This is a genomic window from Streptomyces sp. NPDC051907 (genome assembly GCF_040681075.1).
Lineage (GTDB): Bacteria > Actinomycetota > Actinomycetes > Streptomycetales > Streptomycetaceae > Streptomyces.
Window position 1 is genome coordinate 19,917 of record NZ_JBFAYB010000012.1, and the last position, 16,208, is coordinate 36,124.

Sequence of the window (16,208 nt, forward strand, 5' to 3'; positions counted from 1 at the left end):
TCCGAGCCAACGCCGGGTCAACGGTGTCGTCCGGCGACCGACCAGCGAGGAGCTTGAGCGATCGTGACCGCCAGCGCGACGGGTGCAGCGAGTGTGCCCGTGCCCGGAGATCCCGTCGACGTCGTCTGCCTCGGCGAGTCCATGGTCGCCTTCGTGCCCATGAGACCAGGCCGCCTCGCCGACGTGCCGTCGTTCGTACGCGGCATCGGCGGCGCCGAGTCCAATGTGGCGTGCGGCCTCGCCGCGGCCGGCCACCGGACGAAGTGGGTCGGCCGGGTCGGCGCGGACGGCTTCGGCGAGCATCTCGTGGCGGCGATCGGGGCGTACGGAGTGGACACCTCGGCCGTCCAGCGCGATCCGCTGCGGCCGACCGGGGTCTACTTCCGCACGGCGGGCGAGCGGGCGACGGACCCGAGGGAGGTGATGGATCCGAGGCAGCCATCGGACCCGAGGGACCATGTCGTCGACGCGGTCCGCGGGGCGGAGGACCTCGCGGAGGTCGTCTACTACCGGGCCGGCTCCGCGGCCTCGGCGATGTCCCCCTCGACCGTGCGGCGCGACGAGCTCTGGTCCGGGCGCGTCCTGCATCTGTCGGGCATCACGGCGGCGCTCTCGCCGGACTGCCTCGCCCTGCTGCGCACCCTCACCGCGCCCGCGCCCGGCCGCCCGCTGGTGTCCTTCGACGTCAACTACCGCGTGAACCTGTGGCGTGAGGGGGAGGGGCCGCGTGTGCTGCTCGACCTCGCCCGGGGCGCCGACGTCGTCTTCGTCGGCGAGGACGAGGCGGAGGCGGCCTGGGGCCTGCGGGGCGCGAGCGCGATCCGCAGGGCGCTGCCGGAGCCGGCGGTCCTCGTGGTGAAGCAGGGCGCGGCCGGGGCGACGGCGTACGTACGGCAGCAGAGCCAGCCGAGCCAACAGGACCAGCAGTGTCAGCGGAGCCAGCAGGGTCAGCGGAGTCGGCCGGGCCAGCCGGGCCAGCAGAGTCGGCCAGGCCAACAGGACCAGCAGAGCCAACAGGACCAGCTGGGCCAACAAAACCAGCCGGGCCAGCCGAGTCGGCAGAGTCGGCCGGGCCAACAGGACCAGCCGGGCCAGCCGGGCCAGCCGGGCCAGTGGAGCCAGCAAGGTCAGCCAGGCCCGCAGAGCCAGCCGAGTCGGCGTACGGCGGATCCCCCCGGCGTCGACGCCGTCACCTTCGTGCCCGCCCTGCGCGTCGACGTCGTCGCGCCCGTCGGCGCCGGAGACGCCTTCGCCGCCGGGTTCCTCTCCGCCACCCTGCGCGGGCTCCCCGCGCGCGAACGGCTGCGGCACGGGCATCTCATGGCCGCCGCCACCCTCACCGTCGAGGGGGACCTCGGCGCCCCCGCCGCGCGCGACGACGCGGACCGTCTCGTCGCCCTCGACGGAGCGGGCTGGGGGAGACTGCGTCTCGGCCCCGGCTGGACGTCGGCCGTCGCGCAGGACCCGCAGGAGGTACGTACCGCATGAGCCAGACCGTCGACCGCGCGCTGAGCATCCTTCCGCTGCTCGCCCAGGGACCCGCCGACCTCGGGCAGGTCGCCGAACGCCTGGGCGTGCACAAGTCCACCGCGCTCCGCCTGCTGCGCACGCTCCACGAGCACGGCCTCGTCTACCGCCAGCAGGACCAGCGCTACCGCCTGGGCGCCCGCCTCTTCGCCCTCGCCCAGGAGGCCGTCGAGAACCTGGACGTACGCGAGATCGCCCATCCGCACCTCGTCGAGTTGAACGAGGCGTGCGGGCACACCGTGCACCTCGCCGTCTACGAGGAGCACGAGGTCCTCTACATCGACAAGGTCGAGAGCCGCTACCCCGTCCGCATGTACTCGCGGATCGGCAAGCCCGTCGCCATCACTGTCGCCGCCGTGGCCAAGCTGCTGCTCGCCGACCTTCCCGAGCCCGAGCGGCGCGCGCTCGCCGAGAAGCTCGACTACCCCATGTACACATCCCGTTCGACCCCCAACGCCGCCGCGTTCCTCAAGGAGCTCGCGGTCGTGCGCGAACAGGGATGGGCCACCGACCTCGGCGGCCACGAGGAGTCCATCAACTGCGTCGGCGCCCCCGTCCGCGGCGCGGACGGCCGGGTCGTCGCCGCCCTGTCGGTCTCGGCGCCGAACGTCGTCGTCACCGCCGAGGAACTCCTCGCCCTGCTCCCCCTGGTGCGCCGCACCGCCGGCGCCGTCAGCCGGGAGTACTCCGGCAACACACCCTCGAAGGAAGCCCCATGACAGAGAAGACCGAGAAGACCGAGACCGAGACCGAGAAGACCGCGATCACCCCCGCCACCCACACCGCCCCGCCCGCCAAGTTCTCCCACGGCGTCAAGAAGGGCAACATCCTCCAGGTCGCCGGCCAGGTCGGCTTCCTCCCGGCCGTCGAGGGCCAGGCCCCGACCGTCGCCGGCCCCACCCTGCGCGAGCAGACCCTCCAGACCTTCGCCAACGTCAAGGCGGTCCTCGAGGCGGGCGGCGCGAGCTGGGACGACGTGATGATGACGCGCGTCTACCTCACCGACGTCGACCACTTCGCCGAGATGAACGAGATCTACAACGCGTACTTCGAGGAGCAGGGCCTGACGGCCCCCGCCTCCGCCCGTACGACGGTCTACGTCGGCCTGCCCCAGGGCCTGCTCATCGAGATCGACGCCCTGGCAGTCCTGGGCTGATTCCGCTGAACCCTCTGCCGTACGGCACGGCGCTCGTCCCCGCAGCGCCGTGCCGCGATCCCCCCTGCCCAGAACACGCCCGCGAACAGAGAGATCCCCCATGCTCCTCGCCGCTGACGCCCCACCGCCGGCGCCGCCGCACACCGGCGGCCTGCTGCTCCTCCTCGACGGCGCCGCCGGTCTGCTGACCGTCGCCGCGCTCGGCATCGCCCTGCTGCTCTTCCTCATCGTCAAGGTCCGGCTCCAGCCGTTCGTCGCGCTGCTCGCCGTCTCCATAGCCGTCGGCCTCGCCGCCGGGCTGTCCGTCACCGAGCTCTTCGGCACCGTCCAGAAGTCCGCTGCCGTCTCGGTCGTCGAGGCCGGCATGGGCGGCATCCTCGGACACGTAGCGATCATCATCGGCCTGGGCACCATGCTCGGCGCGATCCTCGAAGTCAGCGGCGGGGCCGAGGTGCTGAGCTCCCGTCTGCTGAACCTCTTCGGCGAGAAGCGCGCCCCGCTCGCGATGGGCCTCACCGGACTGATCTTCGGCGTCCCCGTCTTCTTCGACGTCGGCATCTTCGTCCTCGCGCCGATCGTGTACGCCGCCGCCAAGCGCTCCGGCAAGTCGATCGTCCTCTACGCGATGCCGCTGCTCGCCGGACTGTCGATGACCCACGCGTTCCTGCCGCCGCACCCCGGCCCGGTCGCCGCCGCGGGACTTCTGAACGTCTCGCTGGGCTGGGTCATCCTGATGGGCGTCGTCGTCGGCCTCCCCGCCGTCCTCGCCGCCTGGGCGTACGCCTACTGGATCGGCAACCGCCTGTTCGTGCCCGTGCCGCAGGACATGGTGGAGGCGGCCGAGGACGCCAAGGCCGCCGTCGCCGCCGAGCGCGGCCTCACGGACGGGCGCGGCCTCACGGACGGGCAGAGCGCCGAGAACCCCGTCTCGCTCGGCACGGTCCTCACCATCATCGGCACTCCGCTGGTCCTCATCCTCGCCGCGACCTTCTCCTCCATAGCGCTGGATCCCAGCACGCTCCGCTCGGTCGTGGAGTTCTTCGGCAACCCCTTCGTCGCTCTGACCATCGCGCTGCTGATGGCCTCCTACCTGCTCGGCTTCCGGCGCGGCTGGACCCGCAAGTCCCTTGAGCGGGTGTCGACCGCGTCCCTGAAGCCCGTCGGCAACATCCTTCTCGTCGTCGGCGCGGGCGGCGTCTTCGGCGCGGTGCTGAAGGCCAGCGGCGTCGCGCAGGCGCTCTCCGACACCTTCAACGGCATCGGGCTGCCCGTCGTCGTCCTCGCCTACCTGATCGCGCTGGTGCTGCGCGTGGCGCAGGGCTCGGCGACGGTCGCCATCGTCACCACGGCCGGCATCGTGCTGCCGCTGGTGGAGAACGGCGACCACTCGCAGGCGTTCCTGGCGCTGGTCATCATGGCGATCTCGGCCGGCTCGATCTTCGCCTCGCACGTCAACGACGGCGGGTTCTGGATCGTCGCCAAGTACTTCGGCATCTCCGAGCGGGACACCCTGAAGTCCTGGACGGTGCTGGAGTCGGTCCTCTCGGTGGCCGGCTTCGCGGTCGCGGCGGCGCTGAGCCTGGCGGTGTAGGCCGGGCCGGGCGCGAGGCGGCGCGGCGGCCGGGCGGGCGGCTGGGCGGCCCGGGTCGCAGGCACAGTCGCGGTCGGGGCCCAGCTGCGGTCGGGGTCGCCGGGGAGTCAGGCCTCCTTGGTGCAGAGCACCGACCGGCCGCCGTCCACCTCGTAGTACCAGTAGTAGTTCTGGTCGTACTGGCCCTGGGAGCAGAAGCCGCGCGGATACGACGCCTGCGCCTTGTAGTAGCCGGTGATCTGGAGGACCTCGTTGTAGCCGGCGGGCACGGTGGTCGCGTCGCAGCTCCAGACGTTCGTCAGCAGCGAGGTGGTGACCTGCGTCCCGGTGCGCTTGGCCACGAAGCACTCGCCCTTGCGGAACTGGCGCTCCACGCAGAGCGAGACGCCGTACGCCGGCAGCGAGCCCCGGTGGTACCAGTAGGCGCGGCCGTGGCCCGTCGGGCAGTCCCCGAAGGCGACGCCGCTGCGGGCCGCCGTCACCCGCGTGTACGCGGTGGCCGAGCCGCACGCGACGCGCTGCGGGGTGGGGGTGGACCAGCCGTCGCGGCCGTCGGCGTACGCGCTGAGGCAGTCCCCGGTCCGTACGGCGCGGAAGGCGACGTCCTCGGAGTCGGGGGTGGGGCCGGACGACGGCGCGGAGCCGGCGTTGGTCGAGTCGCCGGAGGACCCCGCGGTGCTCGACGTCCCACCGCTTCCCAGAGTGGCCGAGCTTCCCGAGGTCCCTCTGGTGGAGCCGGTGCGGGAGGCGGACTCGGACTCCCACGGCTGCCATATCCAGAGGAGGAGAGCGATGAGGGGGACCGCGATCCAGCCGGTGGAGGACTTCTTGACGGGCGTGACGGGCGTGACGGGCGCGGCAGGCGGCTTCCTTGCGGCGGCCGGGGTCGTGGACCGGGCCTTCCGGCGGGGCTGGGCGGCGCCGCCCGAGCCCGAGCCGGCTCTGGCGGACATCGCCGACGCCGCCCGGGCACGCTCCTTTCGCAGCCGCTCCTCCTCCTTCCGCTCCTCCTTCCGGGCCTCCTTCTGCTGCTCCTCCTTTTTCCGGGCCTCCTCGCGCTCCTTGTCCCGCCGCTCCTGCGCGCGCCTCTCGCGTGCCTCGCGCTCGACACGTTCGACGCGCTCGCGCTCCTGCTTCTCCCGCTCCCTCTTCTCCTGCTCCGCCCGCTCCTCCTGCTGGGCCCGTTCCTCCCGTGCGCGCCGTTCCCGGTCCGCGCGGGCCCGGTCCTGCGTGTACACCCGCGTCGGGTCCGGCGGCGGCGTCGCCCGCGTCCGCTGGTCCACCGTCGGATCGTCGTCCGACGAGCCGCGCGCGAGCTCCCGCCCGTCCCGTTCGTACCGCTCGATCAGCTCCGTCCAGCGCGGCGGCAGCCACCGGCGCCCGCTGTGCGAGGTCGGCAGCCCGGCCAGGCCCTGCATGAACTGCGCCAGCACGTCCGCCGGCTCGGGCCGCTCGCCGGGCGCCGCCGCCAGGCACGGCCGGACCATCGGGGCCAGCTCCTTGGGCAGTCCCGCCAGGTCCAGATCGCCGCGCGAGACCCTGGCCAGCAGCCGCAGCGTGTCCTCGCCCTCCGGGTAGGGCGGTCTGCCGACCGCCAGATGGAAGAGCGTCGCTCCCAGCGAGTACACGTCGGACGCGGACGTGGACGGCTCGCCGCGCGCCTGCTCGGGCGAGGTGAACGCGATCGTGCCCAGCGTCAACGTGGTGCGGGTGATGTCGGTGGCGTGCGAGATGCCGAAGTCGATCAGGCGCGGCCCGCTCAGCGGCAGCAGGATGTTCTGCGGCTTCACATCGCGGTGGACGACGCCCTCCCGGTGCAGCGTGACCAGTGCCTCCGCGGTGCCCGCCGCCGCCCAGCGGACCGCCGACGCGGGCAGCACGCCCACCGTGCGCACCAGCTCGGCCAGCGAGGGCGCCGCGATGTAGTCGATCGCCATCCAGGGGCGCTCAGCCTCCGGGTCGGCGTCGCGCACCTTCGCCGTGTACGCGCTGTCGATGCGCCTGGCCAGCTTCACCTCGCGGGCGAACCGCCGCCGGTCGGAGTCCGCGACGACGCCCTCCGCGAGCAGCGTCTTGACGGCGACGAGCCGGTCGTCCCCGTCGGCCTTCGCGAGATAGATCCGCCCCATGCCGCCGGAGCTCAGCCGGCCTATGAGCCGGTACCGCCCCAGCTGCCGCGGGTCCTCCGCGCTCAGTGGCTGGATCCTGACCCCCGTCATGGTCTCCCCCTGTCGTCGCACGCCGTGCCTACAGTGCCACGACAGGGGGCCGGTGAGGGAGGGTCGGCCGACCGGCGAACCAGTTGTCGAATTCAGGTCAGCCGGCGCAGTACTGCTGCTCCTTGCCGATCGACCGGTACATGCAGTCCGCGTTCTCCACCAGCTGGAGCACCGCGTCCCGGTTGCGGCTCGTCTCGCGCTCGATCACCTCGTCGGGCGGGTAGAAGCCGCCGCCGCCGGAGGACGGGTACATCTCGAAGGTGTAGCTGAAGATCTTCTGCGCGCCCCACAGCCAGTCGTCGATCGAGCCGTCGGTGATGTAGAGGTCGCTGGCCTGCTCGGGCGAGTAGCCGTTGCTCGCCGCCATCTTCCTGCCGACCGCGGCGTGCGCGTCCCGGTCGTCCTGGGTCAGGCCGGGGGCGGTATCGCTGTAGGTGTAGCCGTACGGCCAGAGCACCAGCTCGCTGTACGTGTGGAAGTCGATGCCCGCCTTGATCTGCTGCTTGCCGCCCACGACCCGGCTGCGCACGAAGTCGGCGACGACCTTGACCTCGGGGGAGGACTCGGCGGCGCTTCCGCGGTAGGTCGCGGAGCCGGTCGAGCCGGAGGAGCCGCCGCAGCAGCCCCACTTGTAGTTCCAGTTGCGGTTCATGTCCGTGCCGACGTTCGAGGAGCCGGAGTTGGGCTGGCGGTTCTTGCGCCAGCTGCGGTAGGAGCCGCTGGCGATGTCGTACTCGCCGCCGTCCGGGTTGAGGTCGGGGACGATCCAGATCTCGCGGCCGTTGACGGCGTTGGTGATCCGGGAGTCCGTGCCGTAGTCCTCGCCCAGCTCGCGCAGCAGGTACAGCGCCATCTCGACGGTGAGGTGCTCGCGGGCGTGCTGGTGGTGGGTGAAGAGGACCTCGGGCTCGTTCTCGTCCGTCGCCACATTGTCGCTGATCTTGATGGCGACGAGGTCGCGGCCCTGGTAGCTCTTGCCGATGACCCGCTTGCTCATGATGCTCGGGTACGCGGCGATGCGCTGGTCGATCTCCGCGCTCATCTCGGCGTAGTTGTGGTAGCGCGAGTCGGCGGGCGGGAAGTCGAACGGCTCTACGGCCGCCCCGGCCGCTCTGCTCGGCGGTCCGGGCAACGCCTTGAGGGTGTGGCCGAGGGCGCGCAGCCGGGCGGCCTGGGCCGCGTTGGCGCTGACGACGATCGAGTGGTCGTCGACCTCGTCGATCGAGACGCCGGTGGCGGCGACGGCGGTGCGGGCGGCGGGAGTGGACGGCCCGTGGATCTCGTACTGCCGGGTCTGCTCCTCGGCGGCGGCTGCCGGGGCGGTCGGCGTTTCGGGGCTGCTCGATGACGCGGTGCCGCTGAAGGGAGCGGCCACTGCGAGCGCCAGCAGGGCCGCGAGAGTCGCGGTCCTTCTGCCGCGGATGCGAAGTCGCATGCTGTCTCCTGGGTGGGGAGTGTGGGGGGTGTGTCAGTTGCGACGCCATATGCGGTGCGGTGTTCAGTTGTCTGTTCTGCCGCCTGACCTGCTGTCAGATCGGCTGTCTGAGCTGCTGTCTGTACTGCTGTGTGCGCTGACTCCCGTCGTGTGGCCGTTCCGGTGTGGGGCACATGGTGAGGCCATGGCATGACCCGGTCAAGAGGTTTCGTTCGGCCATACTGCCGCCCGCGGCGGGCATCGGCGCCCAGGCGCTGGAGCGGGACGCGGGAATTCGCCCGAGCGGCGCAGTCCGCACGCGCAAAGGCCGCGCCTGCGGGGAGCGGAGGCACGGCCGTCGCGTCGGCGCCGGGACGGGTCCTACGGCAGGCTGTGGACGTGCGGGCCGACCGCGTTGGACCAGGCGTTGCCCGCGGTCGCGTCCCAGTTCGTGGACCAGGTCATCGCTCCGCGCAGCGCCGGGTAGGTCTTGGCCGGCTTGAACGACCCGCAGTTCGTGCCCCGGGCCAGACAGTCCAGCGCGTTCTTCACGACGGACGGGTCGACATAGCCGCTGCCCGCGCCCCGAGTGGACGCCGGCACGCCCAGCCCGACCTGGGAGGCGTCCAGACCGCCCTCGAGCTGGATGCAGGCCAGCGCGGTCAGGAAGTCGACGGAGCCCTGGGAGTAGACCTTCCCGTCGCAGCCCAGCATCGAGCCGCTGTTGTAGTACTGCATGTTGACGACCGTGAGGATGTCCTTCACGGCGAGCGCCGTCTTGAAGTACTCGGTCCCGGTCGACTGCATGTCGATGGTCTGCGGCGCCATCGTCAGCACCAGACCCGAGCCCGCCTTCTGCGAGAGCTGGCGGAGCGCCTTGGTGAGGTACGTCGAGTTGATCCCGTGCTCGAGGTCGATGTCGACGCCGTTGAAGCCGTACTCCTGCATCAGCGCGTAGGCGCTGTTCGCGAACGCGGTCGCGGAGGCGTCGCTGTTGATCGTGACGTTGCCCTTCTCGCCGCCCACCGAGACGACCACGGACTTGCCCGCGGACTTCTTCGCGGCGATATCGGCCTTGAAGTCGGCGACGGAGGCGTAGCCCACGGCCGGGTCCAGGTTGAAGACGATCTGGCCGGGCGTGGCGGTGGAGTCGGCGAACGACACGGCGATGATGTCGTACTGCGCCTGTACGTCGCGCAGCTTCTGCACGGTCGCGCCGTTGTCGAAGTTCTGCCAGTAGCCGGTCAGCGCGTGCCGCGGGACCCCCGGCCCCGGGCCGGGCCCGCCGCCGGTCGTCGTGCCGGTCACGGCCGCGGACTTGGCGGACTCCCCGGCGCTGTTGGTCGCGGACACCTGGAACTGGTACGAGGTGCTCGCCGCCAGCCCCGTCACGGTCGCCGAGGTCCCGCTCGTCGAGAGGACCTTCGTGCCGCCCCGGTAGACGTTGTAGCCGGTCGCGCCGGAGACGCTGTTCCAGGACAGGGCGATCGACGACGAGGTCGCCGAGCCCGCCGAGAGGCCTGCGGGGGTCGCCGGGACGACCGGGTCGGGGTCTGGTCCGCCGCCCCCGTCCGGGCCGAAGACGGAGACGTCGTCGACGTGGTAGGCGGCCTGGCCGTACCAGCCGTGGGTGTAGAGCGTCACGGAGGCAGTGGAGGCGCCGGTGGTGAAGGAGGTGGACAGCTGCTTCCACCCGGCGGAGTCGGGCGTCCACGTCGAGACGTCCGTGGTGCCGGTGCCGCTCACGCCGAGGTAGGCGTACCCGCCCTGCACCCAGGCGCTCAGCGAGTACCGGGAGTTGGGCTTCACGGCGACGGTCTGCGTGCACCGGGCGTTGTCCTGGCCGGCCGGGGCGGCCTTGAGCGCCGAGGCGCCGCCGTGCACGGGGGAGGAGACGGTTGCTCCGCTGCCGGCGCTGCAGGTCCAGTTGGCGAGCCCGGACTCGAAGCCGGCGTTCTTGACGACGTTGACGTCGGCGGCCTGGGCGGGGCCCGCGGCGCCCATGAGGCAGAGCCCGGTTCCGACGGCGAGCGCGAGCGCACCGCCGATCCATCTCCGTGCGCGTGAGGTGCGGTCCACTGGGTGCCTCCGGTGGGGGAGTCGGGGATGTGGAGGGGGGAGGAGCGGAACGGTGGCCACCGCGTTGCGGTAAAGCTGGTCCAGACCAATCGGGTTGTCAAGACCTCTGGCGTCGATTCGTATGCGGTGCGGACGCCGGATCTGGGGGCGGGCGGGCGAGCGTCGGCGAGGTGTGGTGTTCGGGTGCCTGTCGAGCTCGGGAGGGCGTCGGGTGGGCGTGGCGGGGGCCCGCTCGGGCGTCTGTCAGGCGTCGGCCAGGCGTCGGTCGGGCGTCGGGTCCGTACCGCTCAATTCACTGCCCTGAAACAGGAGTTAACAGATGACTCCTTCGCCCCTTTTCGCCTGTGCGGAGCGTGTGCGACTTGGGGCGCTGGGTTCTGAAAGGTGTTCTCTGCCTCCTGTCTGCTGGATAAAGTGCTCGTGCAGGAGCACTGCGTGAGGGCAGGGAACGGAGCAGTAGTGATCTGCGGACGTCGGGACGCGGCGGCCGGAGCGAACGGGGAACCATCGTGCCGACCGCGATAGCTGTCACCAGCGCCGATCTGGTGCTGCCGCCGAACGACCATCAGACGCCCACCGCCGCCGTGCTCCCGTCGCCCGACGACCAGTCGCTGGAAGCGGCACTCGCCGATATGACGGTCCTGCTGGAGCAGCACGGATATGTGATCGCCCTCTATCCGGCGTCGCTGCCCGTCGCCCATCAGCGCCGACTGCACACGATCCGGGCCATGCTGGAGAGCGACCGCATCGCCCTGCTGAAGCTCGATCTGCCGCCGCTGGGCGTCGCCGTGGTCGTACGGCAGATGCGCCAGCTGTCGGTCTGCGACTTCAGCGCCGGAGTCGTCGCCTCCGCCGCGCGGCTGCTCTCCCACTACGTCTACGCGGGCGCCCTGCTCGGCTCGGTCGCCAAGCTGGACCGGGTTCCGGTGAGCCTGAAGGCCCATGCGAAGTCATGGGTGCCCGGCTCCCAGTTCGGCGTCATGGCCAACCCGCGCCCGCAGCTGGTCAAAGTCGGCACGGGAGAGCTTCAGGGACCCGAGTTCGGCACTCAGCTCGTCGTGGCGAACGGGCAGTTGCAGTCGGAGTGGGTGACGGGCACGCTCGCCCCCGCCTGGCGGGTGCAGCAGGTGCAGGAGTCCGTGCTGCCCGCGGAGTCCCCCCGCTGGTGGGGGACGGCCAGAGTGATTGAATTCGCCGCCTTTCTTCCGGACATCTCCGTGCTCTACCAATTGGTTTCGTCCGTTCGGCGAGAGGTGTGCTCATGGTGTGGCATTCAACTGATCGGTGATCGCTGCGGGTTCTGCTCGGCCCCGCTGCCCGCAGCCGACCTCCCAGGTCATGGCAGCGGTGTCCGCAGTCCGGGAACCCCCGTGCACCAAGGGTCGTGAGCCGTCACCCGGGCGGCGGCCTCCCGATCCGGTCCGCCCCGCGGACGGCCCCCGCGGACCGCCCTGCGGACGGCCACTCGGCCAGCCGCCCGGATCGGCGACCTGATCGCCAGCCGGATCGCCAGCCGGATCGAGGACCGGATCGCCGTCCGGACCGACGCCCGGACAGCCCCTCAGCCCGCCACCCCGTCACCCGCTCCGCTACTCCACGTCTCCGATCGAGGTCGTTCCACCCATGAATTCTCGGCAGCGCCGCGGCATCATCCTTCTGCTCCTCTCGGTACTCTGCGCCTTCGGCGCGTTCGCCGGCGTGCTCTCGGTGATCAGCGACGTGAATTCGAAGGTCGGCCCCGAGGTGACCGCCTACCGGGTCGCCTCCGACGTCGCGCCCTATACGCCGCTGAAGCCCGGGCAGTTCGAGAAGGTCAGCATGCCCAAGCGGTGGCTCTCGCCCAGCGCGGTGACCGACCTCGGCGCCGTCGAGGGGAAGATCGCGGTCACCGAGCTGCGCAAGGGCTCGCTGCTCCAGGAGGACATGTTCGTAGCGCGGCCCCGGCTGGAGAGCGGCCAGCAGGAGATCGCCATCATGATCGACGCGGCGACCGGCGTCGCCGGGAAGATCCGCCCGGGCAACCTGGTCAACATCTTCGCCACCTTCGCCGGCAAGGACGACTCCCAGGCCGACCAGTCCCGGATCATCGTCGCCAACGCCAAGGTCATCGACGTAGGCGAGCTGACCGCGCTCCAGCCCAAGAAGGGCGAGCGCGCCAACCGCCCCACCGAAGCCGTGCCGATCACCTTCGCCCTGAACACCGCCGACGCCCAACGGGTCGCCTACGCCGAGTCCTTCGCCGAGCATGTGCGGCTCGCCCTGCTGCCCGACGGCAGCCCCACCACGCTGCGCCCCGGCGAGGGCAGCTACGACCTCTCCGAAGACAAGAACAAGTGAGGTCCGGATGACGACGCGTATCCTCCCCGCCGTCGGCGACCCCGACGCCGCCCGCTCGATCGGCGCCCTGCTCAGCCAGCTCCCGGACGCCGAGCCCGCCGCGCCGGTCGCCGACTCGACCTCGCTGCTCGACCTGCTCGCCCGGCTCGCCGGCGACTCGATCGACGAGCTGCCCGAGGTCGTGCTGGTCCACGAGCGGATCGGTCCCGTGCCCGCCCTCGAGCTGATCAGAGAGGTCGCCCTCCGCTTCCCGGCGGTCGGAGTCGTCCTGGTCACCGCCGACACGAGCTCAAACCTGTTCTCCGCGGCGATGGACTCCGGCGCCCGCGGGCTGGTCGGACTCCCGCTGTCGTACGAGGAGCTGGCGCAGCGCGTCCAGGCCGCGGCCGGCTGGTCGGTCGGCGTGCGCCGCCACCTGGGCCAGGGCGCCGACGTGTTCAGCGGGCCCGGCGGGACCGTGGCCACGGTGAGCGGCGCGAAGGGCGGGGTCGGCACGACGGTCACCGCCATCCAGCTCGCGCTGGCGGCCCGCGCCTCCGGCCACTCCGTCGCACTGGTCGACCTCGACCTGCAGAGCGGGGACGTCGCCTCCTATCTGGACGTGCAGTTCCGCAGGTCGGTCGTGGACCTCTCGGCGATCCAGGACATCTCGCCGCGCGTGCTCCAAGACGCGCTCTTCAGCCATGAGACCGGCATAGGCCTGCTGCTCGCGCCCGGGGACGGCGAGCGCGGCGAGGACGTCGACGACCGTCTCGTACGGCAGATCATCAGCGCCCTGCGCCACCGCTTCGACATCGTCGTCCTGGACTGCGGCACGTATATGAACACCGCCAACGCGGCCGCGATCGAGATGGCGGACACCAGCGTGCTGCTGACCACGCCCGACGTGGTGACCGTCCGGGCGACCAAGCGGATGGTCAGGCTCTGGGACCGGCTCCAGATCCGCAAGGCGGAGGAGACGCTCACCGTCGTCAACCGGCATACGCGCCATACGGAGATCCAGCCCGCTCTCGTCGAGCGGATCACCTCGACCCGGGTCTCCCGGGTGACGATCCCCGCCAACTACAAGGAACTGCAGGCGGTCGTGGACGCCGGCCGTATGCAGGATTTGGAGGCCAAGTCCACGGTGAGACAAGCACTGTGGGCGCTGGCGGGAGAGCTGGGGCTGGTGAGGGTCTCGCCGGGGCACGCGGCCGGGGACAAGCAGGGCAGGTCCCGCGGCGAACGGGCGGCGCTCCTGCCCGCCCGCCGAGCGGGGCGCAGGTAGGCGGGGAGCGGTGGCCGGGAGAGGTGGGCGGGTGTGGTGGCCGGGAGTGGCGAGGGGTGGTGAGGGGGTGGGACGCGTGATGAGAGGCCGAGCGGTTCGGGGCGGAGTGTCGACGGGCTGGTCGCCGCGGGGCGGAGTGTCGACGGGCTGGTCGCAGGGCGGAGTGTCGACGGGCTGGTCGCCGCGGGGCGCGCTGCGAGGCTGGGCGGCGAGGCGCCGGGCGGGCTGCTCGCTCGACGACCGCGGGCAGGCCGCCATCGAGTTCACCGGCATGGTCCCGATCATCCTGGTGACCCTGATCGTGCTGTGGCAGTCGGCCCTCGTCGGCTACACCTTCGTGCTCGCCGGGAACGCGGCCGACAAGGCGGTGAGGGCGGGGACCGTGGCGCCGAACGGTTCTCGCGTCGCGGCCTGCCAGGAAGCGGGTCGGAAGGACGTGCCGGGCGCCTGGAGCCACAGCATCTCCTGCCAGCAGGAGGGCGATCTGGTCACCGCGCGCGCCGAACTCGACGTCCCGCTGCTCTTCCCCGGGGGCTTCAGCCTGCCGATCACCGTCCCCGGGCACGCCGCCGCCGCGACGGAGTGGAGGGAGTGATGAGGAGGAGGGGCCGGAAGGGGGCCTTGGGCCGGGAAGGGGTCTTGGGCCGCACATGGGTCCCGGGCCGGAAGCGGGCCATGCGCGGGGACAGGGGGCAGGCCATCGTCGAGTACGGCGGCTGGCTCGCGCTGCTGCTCTTCGTCTGCATGGTCGCCGTCCAGGTCGGCCTCGCGGTGTACGCGGCTCAACAGGCGGGGACCGCGGCGCGGGCGGCGGCTCGGGTGGCCTCGCAGGAGGAGGCGGAGATGACCGCGGAGGCGGCCGGGCTGGCGGCGGTGAGCCCCTGGCTCGACGCTTCGATCGGCGCTCCGACGGGCGGGGACGACGAGGTCACCGTCACCGCCGAGATCGTGATCCCGTCGATCGTCCCGGGCATCGGCCTCGGAGAGGCGAGGAAGAGCGCCACGATGCCCCGCGACTGAGAGCTGCGGGCCGCCGGCGTACCTGCGTACCGGCGTACCGCCCACCGAGACCCGGCCACCGACCACTGACCGAGCCCCGCCCACCGACCTAACCCCCGACCCCGAGCCGCCGACCTAGCCTCCAACCCCCGACCCCGACCCCCGACCTAGACGACCCCGACCTCGACCCCCGACCTAGACGACCCCGACCCCCGACTGAGCCAGACGTCAGAGCCAGCACCAGGCAAGCCAGCCCCACCAGGGAGTTGAACCTCATGAGTCTCCGGGCGCGCATCAGCAACCCCGAGCCCTCCAGCGGGCACAGCGAGGAGAGTCGGCTCGTCGGGGTCTACCGCGCCAAGCTCCTTCAAGAGATCGACCTCGCCGAGATGTCCGCCCTCGCCGCGGCCGAGCGCCGCGCGCGCCTGGAGCGGGTGCTGGGCCACATCATCAGCCGCGAAGGCCCCGTCCTCTCCTCCGTCGAGCGCTCCCACCTCATCCGCAGGGTCGTCGACGAGGCGCTCGGCCTCGGCATCCTGGAGCCCCTTCTCGAGGACGCCTCCATCAGCGAGATCATGGTGAACGGCCCCGAGCAGGTCTTCGTCGAGCGCAGCGGACGGCTGGAGCTGCTCCCGCTCCGCTTCTCCTCCAACGAGCAGCTGATGCAGACGATCGAGCGCATCGTCTCCACCGTCAACCGCCGTGTGGACGAGGCCAATCCGATGGTCGACGCCCGTCTGCCCAGCGGCGAGCGCGTCAACGTGATCATCCCGCCGCTCTCGCTGACCGGCCCGATCCTCACCATCCGCCGCTTCCCGCGGGCCTTCACCCTCCAGGAGATGATCGGGCTGGGCTCGCTCGACGAGAACATTCTGATGCTGCTCGCCGGTCTGGTGCGGGCGAAGTTCAACGTGATCGTCTCCGGGGCCACCGGCACCGGCAAGACGACCCTCCTCAACGCCCTCTCCGGCCTGATCCCGGACACCGAGCGCATCGTCACCATCGAGGACTCCGCCGAGCTCCAGCTCCAGCAGTCGCATGTGATCACGCTGGAGAGCCGCCCCGCCAACGTCGAGGGCCGGGGCCAGATCACCATCCGCGACCTCGTGCGCAACTCCCTGCGCATGCGCCCCGACCGCATCATCGTCGGCGAGGTCCGCGGCGGCGAGACCCTCGACATGCTCCAGGCGATGTCCACCGGCCATGACGGCTCGCTCGCCACCGTCCACGCCAACAGCGCCGAGGACGCCCTGATGCGCCTGCAGACCCTGAGCTCCATGTCGGAGGTCGAGCTGCCGTTCGTCGCCATCCACGACCAGATCAACAGCGCGGTCGACGTCCTCGTACAGCTCACCCGGCACGCCGACGGCGCCCGCAAGATCACCGAGATCGCGATCGTCGACTCGTACGGCCGCGAGGACTACCGCATCGTGACCGTCTGCCGCTTCGAGGCCCAGCCGATGGCCGCGGACGGGCGCATCTACGGCAGGTTCAGGTACTTCCCGCTGCCGCGCCAGGTCGCCGAGCGCCTGTACATGGCGAGCGAGGCGATACCGCTGGCGTTCGGCGTCGCCGACTCGGCCGACGAGCTCACCTCCCGTACGTCCACCGCCTGACAC

General features: G+C 71.5%; 13 protein-coding genes. 10 read left to right on the plus strand and 3 right to left on the minus strand.

Annotation, left to right across the window (positions count from 1 at the left end):
* Nucleotides 1-141: 141 nt before the first annotated feature.
* The 4 genes from AB0M39_RS10220 (at nucleotide 142) to AB0M39_RS10235 (ending at nucleotide 4,274) form a co-directional block, all read left to right on the plus strand.
* Nucleotides 142-1,488: a sugar kinase gene (locus AB0M39_RS10220; protein ID WP_365362433.1), complete on the plus strand. Its 1,347-nt coding sequence runs from the start codon at nucleotides 142-144 to the stop codon at nucleotides 1,486-1,488.
* Nucleotides 1,485-2,246 carry an IclR family transcriptional regulator gene (locus tag AB0M39_RS10225; protein WP_365362246.1) on the plus strand — a complete coding sequence of 254 codons (762 nt, stop codon included), beginning with the start codon at nucleotides 1,485-1,487 and terminating at the stop codon, nucleotides 2,244-2,246. The genes AB0M39_RS10220 and AB0M39_RS10225 overlap by 4 nt, the downstream gene beginning before the upstream one ends.
* Nucleotides 2,243-2,683, plus strand: a complete 441-nt coding sequence (locus AB0M39_RS10230) for a RidA family protein (RefSeq protein ID WP_365362249.1) — start codon at nucleotides 2,243-2,245, stop codon at nucleotides 2,681-2,683. The genes AB0M39_RS10225 and AB0M39_RS10230 overlap by 4 nt, the downstream gene beginning before the upstream one ends.
* Nucleotides 2,684-2,783: 100 nt before the next feature.
* Nucleotides 2,784-4,274: a gluconate:H+ symporter gene (locus AB0M39_RS10235; protein ID WP_365362251.1), complete on the plus strand. Its 1,491-nt coding sequence runs from the start codon at nucleotides 2,784-2,786 to the stop codon at nucleotides 4,272-4,274.
* Nucleotides 4,275-4,381: 107 nt separating this feature from the next.
* On the opposite strand, the gene AB0M39_RS10240 is transcribed toward AB0M39_RS10235, so the two are convergent.
* The 3 genes from AB0M39_RS10240 to AB0M39_RS10250 form a co-directional block, all read right to left on the minus strand.
* Complete coding sequence (locus AB0M39_RS10240; RefSeq protein ID WP_365362253.1) at nucleotides 4,382-6,493, minus strand: serine/threonine-protein kinase; 2,112 nt, start codon at nucleotides 6,491-6,493, stop codon at nucleotides 4,382-4,384.
* A 97-nt stretch (nucleotides 6,494-6,590) separates the two neighbouring features.
* Nucleotides 6,591-7,928 (minus strand): M14 family metallopeptidase, encoded by a 1,338-nt coding sequence (locus AB0M39_RS10245; RefSeq protein WP_365362255.1) that lies wholly within the window; start codon nucleotides 7,926-7,928, stop codon nucleotides 6,591-6,593.
* Between the two features lie 360 nt (nucleotides 7,929-8,288).
* On the minus strand, nucleotides 8,289-9,986 hold the full coding sequence (locus tag AB0M39_RS10250; RefSeq protein WP_365362257.1) for a glycoside hydrolase family 18 protein: 1,698 nt from the start codon (nucleotides 9,984-9,986) through the stop codon (nucleotides 8,289-8,291).
* A 509-nt stretch (nucleotides 9,987-10,495) separates the two neighbouring features.
* On the opposite strand from AB0M39_RS10250, the gene AB0M39_RS10255 reads away from it, so the two are divergent.
* The 6 genes from AB0M39_RS10255 (at nucleotide 10,496) to AB0M39_RS10280 (ending at nucleotide 16,205) form a co-directional block, all read left to right on the plus strand.
* A complete protein-coding gene (locus AB0M39_RS10255; RefSeq protein ID WP_365362259.1) occupies nucleotides 10,496-11,374 on the plus strand; it encodes a hypothetical protein in 879 nt (292 codons plus the stop codon).
* Nucleotides 11,375-11,609: 235 nt separating this feature from the next.
* On the plus strand, nucleotides 11,610-12,323 hold the full coding sequence (gene cpaB / locus AB0M39_RS10260; protein WP_365362261.1) for a Flp pilus assembly protein CpaB: 714 nt from the start codon (nucleotides 11,610-11,612) through the stop codon (nucleotides 12,321-12,323).
* A gap of 7 nt (nucleotides 12,324-12,330) precedes the next feature.
* Complete coding sequence (locus tag AB0M39_RS10265) at nucleotides 12,331-13,590, plus strand: AAA family ATPase (RefSeq protein ID WP_365362263.1); 1,260 nt, start codon at nucleotides 12,331-12,333, stop codon at nucleotides 13,588-13,590.
* 79 nt (nucleotides 13,591-13,669) lie between these two features.
* A complete protein-coding gene (locus AB0M39_RS10270) occupies nucleotides 13,670-14,185 on the plus strand; it encodes a TadE family protein (RefSeq protein WP_365362265.1) in 516 nt (171 codons plus the stop codon).
* Between the two features lie 80 nt (nucleotides 14,186-14,265).
* Nucleotides 14,266-14,610 carry a TadE/TadG family type IV pilus assembly protein gene (locus AB0M39_RS10275; protein ID WP_365362267.1) on the plus strand — a complete coding sequence of 115 codons (345 nt, stop codon included), beginning with the start codon at nucleotides 14,266-14,268 and terminating at the stop codon, nucleotides 14,608-14,610.
* Between the two features lie 254 nt (nucleotides 14,611-14,864).
* On the plus strand, nucleotides 14,865-16,205 hold the full coding sequence (locus tag AB0M39_RS10280; RefSeq protein WP_365362269.1) for a CpaF family protein: 1,341 nt from the start codon (nucleotides 14,865-14,867) through the stop codon (nucleotides 16,203-16,205).
* Nucleotides 16,206-16,208 lie beyond the last annotated feature (3 nt).

Coding starts and splice junctions, on each gene's coding strand:
- AB0M39_RS10220 (WP_365362433.1), top strand. CDS start 142: ATGGTCGCCTTCGTGCCCATGAGACCAGGCCGCCTCGCCGACGTGCCG.
- AB0M39_RS10225 (WP_365362246.1), top strand. CDS start 1,485: ATGAGCCAGACCGTCGACCGCGCGCTGAGCATCCTTCCGCTGCTCGCC.
- AB0M39_RS10230 (WP_365362249.1), top strand. CDS start 2,243: ATGACAGAGAAGACCGAGAAGACCGAGACCGAGACCGAGAAGACCGCG.
- AB0M39_RS10235 (WP_365362251.1), top strand. CDS start 2,784: ATGCTCCTCGCCGCTGACGCCCCACCGCCGGCGCCGCCGCACACCGGC.
- AB0M39_RS10240 (WP_365362253.1), bottom strand. CDS start 6,493: ATGACGGGGGTCAGGATCCAGCCACTGAGCGCGGAGGACCCGCGGCAG.
- AB0M39_RS10245 (WP_365362255.1), bottom strand. CDS start 7,928: ATGCGACTTCGCATCCGCGGCAGAAGGACCGCGACTCTCGCGGCCCTG.
- cpaB (WP_365362261.1), top strand. CDS start 11,610: ATGAATTCTCGGCAGCGCCGCGGCATCATCCTTCTGCTCCTCTCGGTA.
- AB0M39_RS10265 (WP_365362263.1), top strand. CDS start 12,331: ATGACGACGCGTATCCTCCCCGCCGTCGGCGACCCCGACGCCGCCCGC.
- AB0M39_RS10270 (WP_365362265.1), top strand. CDS start 13,670: ATGAGAGGCCGAGCGGTTCGGGGCGGAGTGTCGACGGGCTGGTCGCCG.
- AB0M39_RS10275 (WP_365362267.1), top strand. CDS start 14,266: ATGCGCGGGGACAGGGGGCAGGCCATCGTCGAGTACGGCGGCTGGCTC.
- AB0M39_RS10280 (WP_365362269.1), top strand. CDS start 14,865: ATGAGTCTCCGGGCGCGCATCAGCAACCCCGAGCCCTCCAGCGGGCAC.